Source organism: Acinetobacter larvae, assembly GCF_001704115.1.
Lineage (GTDB): Bacteria > Pseudomonadota > Gammaproteobacteria > Pseudomonadales > Moraxellaceae > Acinetobacter > Acinetobacter larvae.
Map to the genome: position 1 here is coordinate 1,943,620 of NZ_CP016895.1, position 18,031 is coordinate 1,961,650.

Genomic DNA, 18,031 nt, shown 5'->3' on the forward strand with positions numbered 1-18,031 from the left:
AATTTCAAAACAATGCTTGCAAAAGCAATGATTGCAAAAACAACGATTGTAAAAAACAAAACGTGTAAAACAATGAGGAAAAAAGATGCGTAAAACATGGAGTGTTCTCGGCTTAAGCTTAAGTCTGTTATTGCCCCTAAATAGCTGGGCTAAAAATCATGTGGTGGTGGTTGCAACTGGCGGGACCATTGCCGGTGCTGGTGCCAGTGCCAGCAATAGTGCGACCTATACTGCGGCCAAAGTACCCGTGCAACAACTGATCAACGCGATTCCACAACTCAAAGAACTGGCTGATGTGAGCGGTGTACAAGCCCTGCAAATTGCCTCAGAAAGCATCACCGACAAAGAACTATTGTCCGTAGCGCGCCAAGTCAATAGCTTACTAAAAAAACCTGATGTACATGGTGTGGTGATCACCCATGGTACAGACACCTTAGAAGAAACCGCTTTTTTCTTAAATCTGGTCATTGCCAGTGACAAACCCATCGTCTTGGTGGGCGCTATGCGTCCAGCAACCGCCTTATCTGCCGATGGTCCACTGAACCTCTATAGTGCTGTGGCTTTGGCTGCCAGTGACAGTGCGCGGGGCAAAGGCGTGCTGGTGATGATGAATGATAATATCTATGCAGCACGTGATGTCAGTAAAAGTATTAATATCCACACGGATGCCTTTCAAAGCCAATGGGGCGCTTTAGGCAGTGTGGTTGAAGGCAAAACGTATTGGTTTAGACAGGTCAGTAAGCGCTTCAACCAACAGTCTGAATTTAATATTGAAAATATTCAGGGCGATCAGCTCCCCAATGTGCAAATTGTCTATGCTGCGACCAATATGTCACCCGATGCTTATCTTGCCTATGCCAAAAATGGCGCGCAGGCGATTATTCATGCCGGTACGGGAAATGGTTCGGTTGCTGCACAGATTGTGCCAACACTAAAACAATTACAACAACAAGGGATACAAATCGTGCGTGCTTCACGGGTTGCTGCCGGTTTTGTACTGCGCAATGCCGAGCAACCCGATGATCAATATGGCTGGGTGGTTGCACATGATCTCAACCCGCAAAAAGCCCGTATACTCACCGCATTAGCGCTGACGAAAAGCAAAGATGCCAAGCAATTACAAACCATGTTTTGGGAATATTAAGACTGATAGCAAGGCGCTATTTTAAGTGATTTCACTGCAACGCAGCGAATCTGTCGCAACAGAAAAAAACCTCATCTAAACATGCTTAGATGAGGGCGGTCATTTATTATTGTGGCATAGACAGATTGTTATAAAGCGGCGCATACATTGCTCAATGGTCCTCGCACACTTCTGACACATTGGGCAATGAGCGCTTATCTTATGAAGAAAAAACTTATTTGCAAAGGCGTCGCCGAAAAAAGATGACCAACGCCTTGCGATATGCCATCACTATAAAAACAAGTCTTTCTTTTTGATCAGAAAACAAAAAAACAGCATGTTGCTTTTAAACATGCTGTTTTTAAAAGCTATGACTTTTTATAGCGTGATCACGTTATAGCATGATCACGGTTTAATCCAGTGCTTCAGCCGCAGCATCTGCCACAGCCTCGGCTGCTGCTTCATCAGCGTCTTCGCCATCAACTTCTTCTGCGTAGTATTCTTGGTATTGTATAAACTCATCCGCATATTGCTTGGCTTTACGAATATTTTTCTTTAAACCAAAACCCCCTTCTTCATAGAGCTTTGCCAAAGAATTCAATGCCTGATAATGCCCAAGCTCATTGGCTTGTTCATAATACTTGACCGCAGTTTTATAATCTTTGGCAACACCATAACCATTTTCATAGAGGCTAGCGAGATTGGCAGTTGCTAAGGCATGCCCTTGTTCAGACGCAGCTTTATATAAGCGCATTGCTTCTGCGTAATTTTGTTTTACCCCCTCACCTTGCTCGTACATTACACCAAGATTATTTTGTGCAGCGTCCAGACCTTGATCTGCTGCGAGTTTAAAATAATATACCGCCTTGGCTTTATCAACCGCAGTATAATCCCCGTTGTCATAATGATTGGCCAAATGATATTGGGCATCGGCATAGCCATTATCGGCTGCTTTTTTCATCCAAAAGATAGCATTTTTGGCATTTGCGGCAACACCTTCTTCGCCTTCTTCATACATGATGCCAAGATTATAAGCCGCCAAGTTATGACCTTTGTTGGCGGCTTGAGTATACCACTTAACCGCTTCAACATTGTTTTCATCGACCGACTCACCTTCGTCATACATGTAGCCAATAGAATAAATCGCTTCGACTTGACCCTGTGCTGCGGCTTTTTTATACCATTTAAATGCTTCGTCTAAGTCCTCATCAACGCCATAGCCTTGATAATACGCTTCGCCAATATTGTATTGCGCATCGGCATTACCTTGTTTGGCTTTTTGCAACAACTGCTGACTGTACACTTCCGGCTCTACAGCTTCCGTTGCAGCATAAGCCATTGATCCAAACATTGCCCCAGATAGGCAAATGGCTTGCATAAGTTTTTTTATTGTCATGAAGTCTCTACACATGAATGGTTTAGATAAGTTCGTTTATCTTATGGGTATTTTCAGAATTTGAAAAGTAGTGCCATTCAGTTTTTGAATTTAAACAATACAGCTAAAATCCTCACACCCACTTGACGTGTTATTTTTTAATCTACCCAGCGTTTTTCTCCCAGTCTTATCCCGCAATACTACGATATTTACCCAAACAAACAGCAGAAAGCGGTGTTTGCTGTAGTTAACGCTGCCGCCATGCTACAGAGCATGCTAAAATAGCGGCGGTTTTATTTTAGGGTTTTCTCATGCAGTTTGTTCACTTAGGCATTCATACTGAATTTTCGATTACTGAATCGATCGTCAGAATACCTGAATTGATTAAAGTCGCAGCTGCGGAACAGATGCCGGCGCTGGCGATTACTGATTTGAGCAACTTGCATGCCGCAGTCAAGTTTAATAAAGCCTGTGTCGGTGCAGGAATCAAACCAATCTTTGGTAGTACCATTCGCTTAAATGATCCCGAACACAAAGCCACCTTATATGCCATTAACAATGACGGCTGGCGGGCACTGACCGAGATTGTTTCTGATGGCTTTATTAAAGGGCAACAACAAGGTATTCCCTGTGTCGATAAATCATGGATTTTAGAAAAGTCTGAACACCTGATTGTATTATTGGGCATGCACAGTGATGTGGGCAAAATGCTCTGTTCTTCTAATCCACAAAAAGCGGAACCTTTATTAGAAGCGTGGATTGAAAAGTTTGGCAATCGGGTTTATTTTGCCATTACCCGCACCCAACGCCCACAAGAAGAAGATTTTATTCAACATGCCTTACATTATGCTGCTCAGTATCAAATTGGGGTGGTTGCGCATAATGACGTACATTTTATTAAGCCAGAAGATTATGAAGCGCACGAAGCGCGCGTCTGTATTGCCGACGGTTATGTCTTAGCCGATCAACGCCGTCCACAAAACTATACGGCAGAACAGTATTTTAAAACAGCCGAACAAATGGCTGAACTTTTTGCAGATATTCCTACAGCCATCAGCAACAGCTACGCCATTGCCCAGCGTTGTACCGTCAATCTCAAGCTCGGAACCTATTATCTCCCCGACTATCCTATTCCAGAAGGTCATACCATTGACACCTTCTTTGAGCACATCTCACAACAAGGGCTAGAAGAACGTTTATTACAACTTTATCCGCTCGAAAAACGTGCTGAAGATTGGGCTGAGGTGCGTAAACCTTATGATGAGCGTTTGGCCTATGAGATTAATATCATTAACTCCATGGGTTTTCCGGGTTACTTTCTCATCGTCATGGACTTTATCCAGTGGTCGAAAAATAATGGCGTACCTGTTGGTCCTGGTCGTGGTTCTGGTGCCGGTTCGTTGGTCGCCTTTAGCTTAAAAATTACCGACCTTGACCCATTGCGTTATGATCTACTCTTTGAACGTTTCTTAAACCCAGAACGGGTCTCAATGCCCGACTTCGATGTCGACTTCTGTATTGCTGGACGTGACCGGGTAATCGATTATGTCTCACGCCATTATGGTCGTGATGCGGTCTCACAGATTGCAACCTTCGGGACCATGGCAGCCAAAGGTGCTATTCGAGATGTTGCCCGTGTCTTGGGTAAATCTTATGGTCTGGCGGATCGTATTTCGAAAATGGTTCCCACCAAACCGTTGGGCGTCGATCTACGAACGGCCATCGATATGGAGCCACAGCTTAAAGACATTGTCACCAATCCATCCAACCCAGATTATGACGATGCTGCTGAAATTTGGGAAATGGCGCTTAAACTCGAAGGCATTACCCGAAATACCGGTAAACATGCTGGTGGTGTGGTGATTTCACCGTCTAAAATTACCGACTTCTCTGCGGTACTGTGTGATGAAGATGGTACCAACCGTGTTGCCCAATTCGATAAAGACGATGTAGAAGCTGCTGGGCTGGTCAAGTTTGACTTCTTGGGGCTAAGAAACCTGACTGTCATCGAAGATGCACTCCAGAATATCAATAAACGCCTTCCAACCGAACACGCATTACGCATTGAGCACATCCCGCTTGATGACGCAGCAGCGTACCGAATCTTTGCTGAAGCCAATACCACTGCGGTATTCCAGTTTGAATCCGTCGGTATGAAACGCATGCTCAAAGAAGCACGCCCAAGCAAATTTGAAGAAATTATTGCCTTCGTTTCTTTATACCGCCCCGGTCCGATGGATCTCATCCCAGACTTTATTCACCGTATGCACGGCGGTGAGTTCGAGTACTTACATCCTTTGCTAGAAGGCGTATTAGAACCCACTTACGGCATTATGGTTTACCAAGAACAGGTGATGCAGGCAGCGCAGTACTGTGCGGGTTATACCCTTGGGGGTGCGGATTTATTACGCCGTGCGATGGGGAAAAAGAAACCCGAAGAAATGGTTAAGCAGCGGCAGATTTTTATTGAAGGGGCTGCCAAAAAAGATATCGATGAAGCGACAGCAAACCATATCTTTGACTATATGGAAAAATTCGCCGGCTATGGTTTTAACAAATCACATGCCGCCGCCTATGCGCTGGTTGCCTATCAAACTGCTTGGCTAAAAGCACATTATGCGGCCGAATTTATGTCGGCGGTTATGTCATCGGAAATGCAAAACACAGACAGTGTGGTGTTTCTTATCGATGACTGTCGTAGTAACGGCCTAGCGGTACTGCCACCTTCGGTCAATTTATCTTTATATCGTTTCCACGCCATAGATGCGCAAACCATTGTATATGGTTTAGGTGCGATTAAAGGCGTTGGCGAACAAGCCATGCAATCCGTGATTGAGTCACGCCAACAAGATGGTGAATTCAAAGATTTATTTGATTTCTGTCACCGTATTGACCTCAAAAAAATCAATAAACGGACTTTAGAAGCCTTGATTCGCGCCGGTGCATTGGATTGTTTGGGTGCTGAGCGTTCAACCCTAATGGCGGAACTGCCTGAAGCGGTACAAGCCGCAGACCAAGCACGGCAAAACCGCGAAACGGGCATCATGGACTTATTTGGTGAAGTTGCAGAAGTGCAACGTAAGCCGATGAAACCAGTGAAGCCGTGGAGTGATGAAGTTCGGTTAAAAGGTGAAAAAGACACCTTAGGACTTTATCTCACGGGTCACCCTATCGATGTCTATAAAGCAGAGTTAAAAGCTTTTATTCCGCATAAAATTAATGAACTCAGCCCAACGCGTCGCGGGGTAACCACTGTTTTTGCTGGTTATGTGGTTGATGTCGCCAACTTCCCCAACCGTATCATGATCACCCTCGATGATGGTACAGCGCGTATAGAAATTTCTGCCAACCACGAACGTTTTCAACGTTTTAAAGACATCATTCAAAATGACAAACTGGTCGTCATTGAAGGTGAAATCTATGAGCGTGAAGGCTATGAACGCCCGATGGGTCGTTTGACCAAAGCCTTTAGCCTCAATGAAATTCGACAAAAACGTGCAACACACATTGCGATCCAGCTCACAGCGGATCATCTTCATGCCCAGTTGGCACAAGAATTAGCCAAGATCTTGGCACCTTATCATCAGGTCGATGATAATCGCCATATTCCGATTTTGCTCCATCTGGACTTTGAGTATGCCACGGCCGATTTACAACTCAGCCAACGCTGTCTGGTTGCACCTTTAGATGCGCTATTGGCACAATTAAGAGACTACTTCGGTAAAGACAATATTTATGTTGAATACCAAGTAAAATCCAAAGCAGCACAACCGCAGCGGCAAAGCTATCCAGCACAGACCTTCGATCATAGCCAAGATATCGATCAGGCACTGGATCAATATCAACAATCGCTTGAGGCGCAAGATATGCCACAATATAGCGAATAGCGAAGCTCCACCTAATCCCAGTGATCTAAAAACGATCTAAATGATCAGCGCTAAAGTAAGGATCAGCAAAATAATGATCAGTAAAGTCGTGATCGGCACAGTGAACATCGCTCACCCCAAGATTTAGGACAATTATGCAAGAACCACACAATACTGCAGTCAATACCGCCTTGCAGCAGATTCGTATCGTCATGGTCAATACCACGCTTGCCGCCAATATTGGTAGCGCATTACGGGCAATGAAAACCATGGGCTTATCACGGCTGGTTTTGGTCGCACCGAAAAACTTTCCGCATCCAGATATCGATGCCTTGGCAGCAGGTGCAGCAGATCTGATTGAACACATCGAAGTGGTGGAAACGCTACAACAAGCCATTGCCGATTGCCATCTGGTTTTTGGCACCAGCGCCAGAAGCCGCACCATTCCTTGGCCCTTACTTGAAGCAAGACCGGCTGCAGCGCTTGCCATTAACGCCATGGCAGAAAAACAACAGCAAATCGCAGTGATATTCGGTCGTGAAGACCGCGGGCTCACCAATGAAGAACTCGCCCTTGCCCACTACCATCTCACCATTCCGGTCAATCACGACTATGGTGTGCTCAATGTTGCGCAAGCCATTCAGATTATTTGCTATGAAATGCGTATGGCTGAACTGGCACGGCAACATGCAATCACCCCAGCAGCACAGCCAGATTCACAACAACAAATGCCACTACTGGGCAACACAACGCAGATGCAATGGGATGAACCTCTGGTTGATCAAGCACAAATGCAACAGTTTTACCCGCATTTAGAAAAAATGTTGGTCGATATTGAGTTTATGGACCCCAATAACCCAAGATTATTGCCTTTGCGCTTGCGCCGCCTTTTTGGACGTATACAATTAGATCGTATGGAATATCATTTACTACGCGGCGTATTCACGCGAGTACAAGCCTTAAGTCATGGCACTTGGAAAAAATCAACCCCGCAAGAGAAAGACAACGCATGCTCAAACAGCTGAAAGAAGATATTCAAGCCGTATTTGCACGTGACCCAGCGGCACGTAACAGCTTTGAAGTCCTAAGTACTTATCCTGGCATTCACGCCTTGATGATGCACCGTGTCGCGCATCGACTATGGCGTAAAGAATGTAAAACCTCTGCACGGATATTATCTTCATTCAATCGCATGGTCACGGGCATTGAGATTCATCCTGGTGCTGAAATCGGTAAACGCTTTTTTATCGATCACGGTATGGGTGTGGTGATTGGTGAAACAGCAAAAATTGGTGATGATGTCACGTTGTATCATGGGGTTACCCTTGGTGGCACCACATGGAATAAAGGCAAACGCCATCCTACGCTAGAAGATGGTGTGGTCGTTGGTGCGGGGGCTAAAATCCTCGGTCCCTTTACCGTTGGCGCAGGGGCGAAGATTGGTTCCAATGCCGTCGTCACCAAAGCCGTGCCTGCCGGTGCAACAGCCGTGGGCAACCCAGCGCGTTTCATTCTCAAAGAACAAGCCAAAGATCAGATCAAAGAACAAGCCAAAGACCACATCAGCGAGCAGGTCAAAGACGCAAACCGGGCCCCTTGCCCCACAGTCTCGCCAATTCCCCATACTGCGGAACAACATGCGGCGGAGCAACAACGTCGAGATTATGCGGCCAGTATTGGTTTTGAACCTTATGCAGCAACCCACGATTTGTCTGACCCAGTCTTGCAAGGTTTAGCGGTATTACTCGATCGTCTACACAGCAATGAACGACAAATCCAATTTTTATGCCAACGCTTAAGCCAGCTAGACCCCAGTTTTCAGCAAGATGACCCAGAAAAACTCACTGCTGCAGAGCATGATATTTTGGAAAACTTACGCCGTGAATGTCAGGCACAAAATAGCTCCAGCCCTTAATGCGCTTAATTTTCAGACAAATAACAACAAACTGACTGGACAGTGGTGCAAAAGCATTTGATCCACTGTCTATTCATTTTAAATAATGTATTATTGCTCACACTATTATTGCCTATTACTTCTGATACAGACTAGAATTGTCACAGCATATCGAGTAATTGCAAAAATCGAGCAATAGCAAAAACTGCATACGATAGACAGAGAGATGCAACGGGATGGCCGAAAAACACCATAAATGAAATTACTCAGGTGTTCAGTGTATTAATTTTAATAACATCAGGCATTTCAAGTTGCATGTCCTAATGACTTTTTTTAGACTGGTATGCGGTAAATTCTTTACTTTTTACAACAAATTATTGGATGAAGGATATGACTCTAAAGCCCTTGGCATTGACATTACTCGCAGCATCCCTGCTTTCTGCCTGTAATGCCCCAAGTATTAGCAAACACACGCCAACCAATAACAACGACCCTATCGTTTTTACTGAGCCTGATTTATCTCCTCCGTTCTATGCACTGAATCCATTTGATTATGATCAACCGCCTGTGTTTGAACTTGAATTGGTAAAAGCTGCCGCAGCGCCGGTCCAAAAAATGGAAGTGACTGATCCTAGTGGTAAAAAAATCATTCTAGAGACCAATAAGTTAATTATCCCCACCATCAATAGCAACAGCCGCAACATAAAATATGCTGTTTTGGCGGGTCAAAATGAAATCGACATTACTGCGATTGATGACTTCTTACAAATGGTTGAAGGCAAAGCACGTCATTACCCACCAAATTTCACCGATCGTCAAGAACGCTATGGTTTTGAAAGTAAATTAAAAGAAGTCTCTGCTGAACTCGATCAATTGGCTGGACGCCCGAATGCATCATTTGATGTGTTAATTCGTGCATTCAAAGCCAGCATCTTAGGGCGTAACCTAGACTTAGGCCCAGCTTATACCACCAAGTCGTTGAACTATGCTCAGCGGATCTTAAAAATGAACAAAGATGATCCTGAAGCCAATTTATGGTTCGGTTTCTCGTTGTCTGAAGGTGGTGGTCAGCGTGAAGCGATTCCTTATTTAGATCGTGCAATGAAAGCAGGTGTACAAGAAGCATATCTGTCTGCTGCCAATAACTACATCTATATGGAACAAAAGAAAAATGCGATTCAGACTTTAAAAAATTATAAAGTCAAATATCCATCCGAGGCAGAAGTCGTCGACCGTCTATTGAGTGAAATCGATAAAAAAGGTCGCTATAACGTCTGGCAAGTGCTTAAAAACTAAGTCGTACAGTCCATTATGCAGACTGACATGCGAGCCACAATCAACATATCAGTCGCATCAAAAGTCAGTCACATCAAAAAGCGCCTAGAGTTCAAACTTTAGGCGCTTTTTATATCGATGATGATTCAGATAATGGCTGATCAAGGTCTATGTTGTCGCAGTGCTGACCTGATCTCACCCTCTCCCGCAATGCGGTTAAGGCGAAACACGGCGTAGGATGGCAAAACACTTATCCGCTTTTTCATTGTTACAGAACTGAATGGTTTTGGCATCATCCCAACGGATGTAATATTGCGATACTTCACCAGTCTGGTCTTCTTGCATGCCAGAGCAATCTTTTAAATTATTATCATATTGAATTTCCATCAACAACACCGGTGCCTTGCTTAAGGTATTGTCGGGTGAAGGAATATACTGATAAATCCCGGTAGACCATTCTTTGGCACTATGAATGACAACTTCGTTATTGGCACGGAAATTATAGTACTCCGTACATTTTTTATTTTTATCCTGAATGGTCATGCCCCACAATCCTAAAATTTCTGGGCGAGTCTCAATGGTAATGGGTGTCGCATTTGTGGCAACAGCGACAGGTTGTGGTGTTTCAGCTGCATGTGTGCCAACAGCAGCCAAGCTTAAAACAGTAGATATTAAGATGATTTTATTCATAATTTATCAGGATCAACTCTAGATTTATACAGTATAAATTAGCATAGCTTAGGACTATAGCATGTAAAAATAACTTTTAAAGAACAAATCAAAGCAATCCACTTAAAGTTGCAAAATTCACGTTCATCCTCAACGGGAGCGCGCGAATTTTGCAGTCCAGTAGATCAGTCTTGCTAAAGCGAAAAGGCAGCGGTCTGTTACTGCGTCCAACCCGTGCCTAATGCCGCCAGAAGCTGTACCGTATTGTGCATTTGCTGCTGTTGCAATTGTAAGCTCTGCTGTTCATTGTTTAAACGCAGATTCTGAGCAGTCACCACTTCCAAATAACTCACCAAGCCCGCCTGATAACGGCGTGTGACCACCCCCTCATTTTCAATTGCCAAATCCAATAACTGCTGCTGTTGTTGTGCTTGCTGCGCTAAGCTTGATGAACGCAGCAAGGCATCCTCAACCTCTTGCCATCCGGTCAAGATGCTCTGTTTATACGCTGCAAGTTTTTCTTGATAATTTGCCTCAGCTTGCGCGATGTCAGCTTGGCGTTTACCAGCATCAAAAATATTGGCTACGGTACTTAAACCAACCGACCATAGATAATTCGGCGATTGTAATAAGTGGCTGAACGTGGTGCTATTCAGCGCAGCATTCACCCCAATATTGACATCGGGTAACCATGCAGTTTGTGCTAAGCCTAATTCGGCATGGAGCGCCGCCAATTGTCGTTCAGCCCGAATCACATCTGGGCGTTGACTCAAGATACGACTCGGAATTTGCTGTGGAATCTGTGGCAATTTAAATTGGTAAGCACTGCGATTCAACTGAAAATCAACCACAGCTTGCCCTAACAATACAGCCAAAACGTTTTCCTGCAAGCTGCGCTCACGCTGTAATTCAGTTTGTTGAATAGCAACTTGTTTGGCCTGCGTTTCGGCTTGAATCACATCGGCACGGGCAATAAAACCCGCTTGGTATTGGTTATTTAAAATCGTGACTGAACGTTGATAACTTTTAGCAGTTTGATCAAGCACCGCCAAACGTAAGTCCAAAGTCCGTATATTCCAATACGCATCTGCGGCAAGTAATTGCTGATTTAAGCGAATCGCAGCGAGATCTGCCGCTGCAGCGATGAGATTGGCTTGTTGCCCCTCAATCGCTTTGGCAACGCGCCCCCACAAATCGGGTACCCAACTGGCTTGAATGCCAGCACTAAATTGATTATCTGCGCCTTGGTGTTTGACGCCACTGCGCTTCGCATCGCCGGTTACATCAATACGTGCCGAGCGTCGCGCGCGCTCAGCATCGAGCAATGCAGCCGCCGAACGATAACGCGCCTGAGCTTGTTGTAAACTCAGGTTGTCCTGATTAAGCTGTTGCATCAACTGACTGAGCACTGGATCTTGGTAGAGCTGCCACCAATCCCCCTCAGTGACCACATCCGCACTCGACACCCAATTTAAATCGGCATATTTATAGCGTTGTGCGCTGTCGATGCTGGGCACAACATAGTCGGCGGGCTTAAGCTCTAAACTCGATTGACATGCGCTCAATAACATGCTGCCACTCAGTACAATACTGAGCTGAATTACTGAATATTTCATAACTAATGCCCATTAATCTCGCTGAAGTGGCTGCGGTTTTCGCAGCAGTTTTTTGCTGCGCTGTGCGATATTTTCAAAGATTAAAAACATAATCGGTGTGGTATATAAAGTGAGTAACTGTCCCAAAATTAAACCGCCGACAATCACAACACCCAGTGGCTGACGCATTTCTGCCCCCTCGCCCCAGCTCAACGCCAAGGGAATTGCCCCAAGTAATGCAGCAGCATTGGTCATTAAAATGGGTCTAAAGCGTAATCTTGCCGCACTCAACACGGCTTCGACACTGGACTTTCCTGCGCGCTGTTGCAATAAAGCAAAGTCAATCAATAAAATGGCATTCTTCACCACAATCCCAATCAAGAGGAACATGCCCAATAAAGCGATTAAGGTAAAGTGAATATTAAATAACCATAAAATGAGCAGTGCTCCTACGGCGGCGGCGGGAATGGTCGATAAAATGGTAAAGGGATGCACCACACTTTCGTAAGTTACGCCCAGTACAATAAAGATCAAAATAATCACCGCCACAATTAACATCGGTGTAGACAAGCCTGTTTGTAAGCTTTCACTCTCTGCATCACGATCTGTGGTAATAAAGATCTGATTGGGGAGCATTAAATCAGGCAAGATACTGCGAATGGCGGCATCCGCCTGTTCATAGCTATATCCGTCTTTCACCACATAACCAATACCCATGGCAGCATACTGATTACGTCGATGCACACGATCATTACTAATGCCATAAGACCATGTAGCAAAGTTATTTAACGGCACAAAGCCACCGGTCAAATTCGGCACCCGCACATCCGCCAAAGACTCCGGATGTTCGGTAAAATGTTTATCGATTTCCATCACCACATGAAACTGATTGGTCTGATCATAAATGGTCGAAATCTGTCGTTGTGAAAATGAGTTATTCAGCACACTCGCAATACTCGATAAATCTACACCCAAGCGCTTCGCGGCTTCACGGTCAATATCCAGCACCACATGCTGTGCCCCCTCATCGCCTTGGGTTTCTACTTCTTCCAGCTCTGGCAAGGTCTTCATCGCCTCTGCAACTTTAGGCACCCACTGACGTAATAAAGTCACATCATCGGACTGTAGCAATAACAAATATTCTTGGGCATTGGCACTGCCAAAAGGATCATCCAATTGTAAGTCCTGCACCACGCGCGCAGAGAAGACTGAACCGGCTTGCCAAGGTGCATTGCGTTTAATCCGCTCGACGACCTCATGCGTCGATAGACTGTCACGTTCTGCCTTGGGTTTTAAGCTCACCATAAAGAAAGAGTTGGTCAATCCCGTTTCGCCCCCAGCAATACCAATCACATCCTGTACCGCAGGGTCTGTCAATAAATACTGGTTAAATGCATAGATTTTCGGCTGCATCACTTGAAATGAAAAACCATCATCACCGCGAATAAAGCCCTCAACCCGCCCCGTATCTTGCTCCGGCAAGACGCGTTTGGGCAAAGTATTGTACAGATAGACCGATGCACTCATCGCAGCAATCCAGCAGACCACCACCACATAACTGTGTTTGGTAATCCAGCGTAGTGAACGCATATAGCGATCCGTTAAAGCCTGTAACAGTGCATGACTCGACCGATACAGCCTTTGATGTTGATAGGCCGACAAGGGCTTTAAAAATCGTGCCGATAAACTTGGGGTTAAAATCAAAGAAACAAATACCGAGGTACAGACCACAAATACCAAGGTCAGCGAAAACTCGCGGAATAAACGCTCGATCACCCCGCCCATAAACAGCACTGAAATGAAAATCACAATCAAAGCTAGGTTCATGGCAATCAAGGTAAAACCGACTTCACGTATGCCTTGCAATGCCGCAGCCAAGGGTTGAAGCCCTTGCTCAATATTACGTTCTATATTTTCCAGCACCACAATGGCATCATCCACCACCAGTCCTGTGGCAACAATAATCGCCATAATCGACAGATTATTAAGGGAAAAACCTGCCAAATAAATCAAAGCACAAACACCGATGAGGGTAACGCCCATGGCGATGGTTGGAATAATGGCACTTTGCAAACGCCCCAACATCAAAGCCACGACCACAATCACCAACAACATAGAAAATAACAAAGTATGCCGTGCTTCATCCAAACTGGACCGAATTACATTGGAACCATCCATGACCACGGTCAATTCAGCATCGGCAGGAATTAGGCTTCTCAGACTCGGCAAACGTTTATTAATTTCATCAATGGTGGCAACTGTATTGGCATTGGGTTGTCGGCTGATCCCTAAGATCACCGCGGGTTTACCATTGTGATAGCCATTGACGTAGCGGTTTTCAACCGAATCTTCAACTTGTGCAATATCCTTTAAACGTACTGCCGCATTGGGACGTTGTACCACCACCAATTCGGCAAAGTCATCGGCATCTTTTAAGTTGGCAGATAATTCAACCTGCCAGCGTGTTTGCTCCAGCTCCACCACGCCCAAGGCTTGAATGACATTACTTTGCACCAGCGCCTCTCGCACTTGCTCCAAAGAGACACCTTGTGAAATCAACGCATTGGGATTGAGGGTAATGCGTACCGCAGGCATAGATGCACCATCTACACTGACTTTGCCCACACCGCGAATTTGTGCCAAATTGGGTTGTAACTGATGGCTGGCGATTTCATATAATTTGGCTGCAGATAAGTTTTTGGAACTCAATGCCAGATAATAAATCGCCTTTTGACTGGGATTGATCTTAAAGTATTGCGGTGGGCTGGGCATCCCCGAGGGCAACTGCGACATCGCGGCATTAATGGCAGCCTGCACTTCACGTGCTGCTTCATTGATATCGGTTTTTAAGTCAAAATGTAGCACCACCTGAGTCGAGTTCTGGTTACTGGAGGAATTAATCGCTTTGACCCCAGACACGCCCATCATGGCGCGCTCCAAAGGCGTTGCCACCGTCGCCGACATACTCTCGGGGCTGGCACCAGGCAGACTCGCCTGCACCACAATGGTTGGAATATCTGCTACCGGTAAAGCCGCCACAGGAAGTCTGAAATAAGCCAAAATCCCTAATAAAATAATAGCCACGCCCAATAAGAAGCTGGCGATTGGACGCTGAATAAAGGTCGCGATAAAGTTCAAGAGGCGACTCCCGCTTGATCCGAATCAGGCTGCTTTTTTCGTGTTTGTAAGCGATCAAAGAACAAATACACCACAGGTGTGGTAAATAAAGTCAAGACCTGACTCACAATCAAGCCCCCCACCATCACGATGCCCAATGGCTGACGTAACTCTGCCCCAGAACCAGCTGCCAGCATCAAGGGAATCGCGCCCACCAATGCTGCCAAAGTGGTCATTAAAATCGGGCGGAAACGCAACAATGCAGCTTGATAAATGGCTTGCTCCGGTGCCAGCCCGTCATTGCGCTGTGCTGCCAAAGCAAAATCGACCATCATAATGCCGTTCTTTTTGACCAGACCAATCAGCAAAATAATCCCAATCAAGGCAATCATGTCTAATGGTCGATCTAAAATCAGCAATGCCAACAGCGCACCAATCGCAGCTGAGGGTAAAGTCGACAAAATCGTTACCGGATGAATAAAGCTCTCGTATAGCATACCCAACACGATGTACATGGTGACAATGGCTGCCACCACCAACCAGAAGGTATGTTGCATTGAGTTTTCAAATGCAGCAGCCGCACCTTGTAATTGTATCTGCACATCCGCAGGCAATTGCAGTTGTTGCTCGACTTGCTGAATGATCGCCAAAGCTTCACCCAAAGAAACCCCTTTGGCCAGATTGAAAGAAATGGCATTGGCAGGAAACTGTGACTGCTGCTGTAAAATAATCGGTGCACGCTTTTGTGCAATACTTGCCACCGAACTCAATAACACCGTTTCCCCAGCTTTGTTATGAATATAAGTCTGATTCAGTGCTTCGATGCCTTGGGTCAACTCAGGTGCCAGCTCTAACACAATACGATATTGGTTAGACTGGGTATAGAGCGTAGCGATTTGTCGCTGTGCAAATAAATTTTGCAAAGCCAAACTAATGTCTTCAATACTCAGCCCCAATCGCGCTGCCGCATCGCGATTGATATCGATATAAGCCTGTAAAGCATGCCCTTCATCCTCACTGCTCACATCAGCAAACTCAGCATGTTCACGCAAAGCCTCGACAATTTGTGGAGTCCATTGCTGTAACTGTAGCGCTTGCGGTGCCGTAACACTCATTTGGTATTGGGTACGACTGATTTTGTCTTCGATACTCAGTTCTTGTACCGGTTGCATCCAACCTTTTATGCCTTGCACTTGACTAAATTTAGCGCGTAAATCCGTCATGACTGCTTCAGCGCTTTCACGTTCGTTATGCGGTTTTAAGTTAATTAAAATCCGCCCACTGCTGAGCTTAGGATTATTGGCATCAACCCCAATAAAAGACGACAAACTAGCCACGGCAGGATTTTCTAAAATCTTATCGGCTAAACGATGCTGACTTTCACTCATGGCTTGGAACGAAATATCATCCGGTGCTTCAGTCACCACCTGAATCACACCACTGTCTTGTACTGGGAAAAAGCCTTTGGGAATAAACCAATACAATACACCAGCCAAAACCACTGTACTGAGCATCACCGTCATGGTCAGTGCTTGATGCTTCAGCACCCAATGCAGCATTTTGCCATAGCCATTGACTATAGCATCCAGATTCCATTTCGAAGCGGCTTTTTGCTCGGTCTGTTCTTTGGACTTAGGCTGATCTTTGAGTAAATAAGCACACATCATTGGGGTGAGCGTTAGCGACACCAACAAGGACAAAGCAATAGCGGCAGCCAGAGTGACGGCAAACTCATGGAACAACCGTCCCACCACATCACCCATAAACAGTAAAGGAATCAAAACCGCAATAAGAGATACTGTGAGTGAAATTAAGGTGAAACCAATTTCATGTGCCCCCTTAAGCGCGGCATTGAGTAAGCTCTCACCCTGCTCGCGATGTCGGGCAATATTTTCCAGCATCACAATGGCATCATCGACCACAAAACCTGTGGCAATGGTCAGTGCCATTAAGGTTAGGTTATTGACTGAGAAACCCAAGAAATACATCAGTACAAAGGTTCCGATGATCGATAAAGGTACCGCAATACTTGGAATGAGCGTAGCAGACAAGTTACGTAAAAATAAGAAAGTCACCATCACCACGAGGCACACAGCAAAGACCAATTCTTTTTGTACATCCTTGACTGCACTACGAATACTATCGGTACGGTCGGTTAATACCCGAATTTCAACATTGTCGGGTAAGTTTTTCTGCAATTCAGGTAAGATCGCTTTGATTTGATCAGCCACTTGAATCACGTTGGCATTGGGCTGACGTTGTACATTAACCAAAATCGCAGACTGACTATCGGCCCAAGCCGCCATATAACGGTCTTCACTGCCTTCAATAATTTTAGCCACATCCTTTAAACGAATGGGCGCACTGTCTTGCCAGCGTAAAATCAAGTTTTCATAATCCGTAATACTGCGAATCTGATCATTGGCGTCCAGCATGGTAGAACGATAAGGTCCATCAAAACTACCTTTGGGTTGATTGGCATTGGCTGCACGAATCGCGCTCCGCACATCTTCGGCACTCAACTTATAAGCTGCCAATGCACTCGGGTTCATCTGTACCCGAATCGCAGGGCGCTGCCCCCCCGCCAAACTGACCATCCCCACGCCAGTCAACTGCGATAGTTTTTGCGCCACACGGGTATCAACCATGTCATAGACTTCGGTCAAGGGCAGACTCTTCGAGCTGATTGCCAAAGTCATCACTGGCACATCTGCCGGGTTGACCTTACGGTAAATTGGCGGTGTGGGTAAATCATTGGGTAGTAAACTACCAGCGGTACTCAGTGCAGACTGTACTTCTTGCTCGACCACGCCCAGCTCAGCGCTCAACTCAAATTGCAAGGTAATGACAGAAGCCCCAACCGAACTGGTCGATGACATCTGTTTCAGCCCGGATATTTTCCCCATTTCCCGTTCCAGCGGTGCGGTGATCGTACGCTGCACCGTATCTGGATTGGCACCAGGTTGAAAGCTAAAAACTTGAATAATAGGATAATCGACTTGTGGCAATGCCGATACAGGCAGCATCCGCCAGACCAACAAACCACTGACCAACAACGCCAGCATCAACAAGGTGGTGGCAACAGGTCGAAGGATAAAGAAACGAGAAATATTCATA

The 18,031-nt window shown here is 45.5% G+C and carries 10 protein-coding genes; 5 read left to right on the plus strand and 5 right to left on the minus strand.

Features of this window, described 5'->3' with window-relative positions; genetic code table 11:
* Positions 1–85 precede the first annotated feature (85 nt).
* Positions 86–1,144: an asparaginase gene (locus BFG52_RS08885; protein WP_067554922.1), complete on the plus strand. Its 1,059-nt coding sequence runs from the start codon at positions 86–88 to the stop codon at positions 1,142–1,144.
* A gap of 391 nt (positions 1,145–1,535) precedes the next feature.
* Here BFG52_RS08885 and BFG52_RS08890 read toward each other — a convergent pair whose 3' ends face one another.
* Entirely contained in the window at positions 1,536–2,519 is a 984-nt protein-coding gene (locus tag BFG52_RS08890) for a tetratricopeptide repeat protein (protein WP_169817565.1), read from the minus strand.
* A gap of 290 nt (positions 2,520–2,809) precedes the next feature.
* On the opposite strand from BFG52_RS08890, the gene dnaE reads away from it, so the two are divergent.
* From dnaE to BFG52_RS08910, 4 genes are all read left to right on the plus strand, one after another.
* Entirely contained in the window at positions 2,810–6,385 is a 3,576-nt protein-coding gene (gene dnaE / locus BFG52_RS08895; protein WP_067554928.1) for a DNA polymerase III subunit alpha, read from the plus strand.
* A gap of 134 nt (positions 6,386–6,519) precedes the next feature.
* The gene (locus BFG52_RS08900; RefSeq protein ID WP_067554931.1) at positions 6,520–7,389 is read left to right on the plus strand and encodes an RNA methyltransferase; all 870 of its coding nucleotides are present in this window, start codon (positions 6,520–6,522) and stop codon (positions 7,387–7,389) included.
* Positions 7,374–8,279, plus strand: coding sequence for a serine O-acetyltransferase (cysE, locus tag BFG52_RS08905; protein WP_067554933.1), 906 nt, complete (start codon positions 7,374–7,376; stop codon positions 8,277–8,279). Before BFG52_RS08900 ends, cysE begins: the two co-directional genes overlap by 16 nt.
* Positions 8,280–8,648: 369 nt before the next feature.
* Entirely contained in the window at positions 8,649–9,554 is a 906-nt protein-coding gene (locus BFG52_RS08910; protein ID WP_067554936.1) for an ABUW_2363 family tetratricopeptide repeat lipoprotein, read from the plus strand.
* 195 nt (positions 9,555–9,749) lie between these two features.
* On the opposite strand, the gene BFG52_RS08915 is transcribed toward BFG52_RS08910, so the two are convergent.
* From BFG52_RS08915 to BFG52_RS08930, 4 genes are all read right to left on the minus strand, one after another.
* Complete coding sequence (locus tag BFG52_RS08915) at positions 9,750–10,223, minus strand: hypothetical protein (protein ID WP_067554939.1); 474 nt, start codon at positions 10,221–10,223, stop codon at positions 9,750–9,752.
* 197 nt (positions 10,224–10,420) lie between these two features.
* Entirely contained in the window at positions 10,421–11,818 is a 1,398-nt protein-coding gene (locus BFG52_RS08920) for an efflux transporter outer membrane subunit (protein ID WP_067554942.1), read from the minus strand.
* A 12-nt stretch (positions 11,819–11,830) separates the two neighbouring features.
* Positions 11,831–14,935 carry an efflux RND transporter permease subunit gene (locus BFG52_RS08925; protein WP_067554945.1) on the minus strand — a complete coding sequence of 1,035 codons (3,105 nt, stop codon included), beginning with the start codon at positions 14,933–14,935 and terminating at the stop codon, positions 11,831–11,833.
* Positions 14,932–18,030 carry a multidrug efflux RND transporter permease subunit gene (locus BFG52_RS08930; RefSeq protein WP_067554948.1) on the minus strand — a complete coding sequence of 1,033 codons (3,099 nt, stop codon included), beginning with the start codon at positions 18,028–18,030 and terminating at the stop codon, positions 14,932–14,934. Before BFG52_RS08930 ends, BFG52_RS08925 begins: the two co-directional genes overlap by 4 nt.
* Position 18,031: the final 1 nt, after the last annotated feature.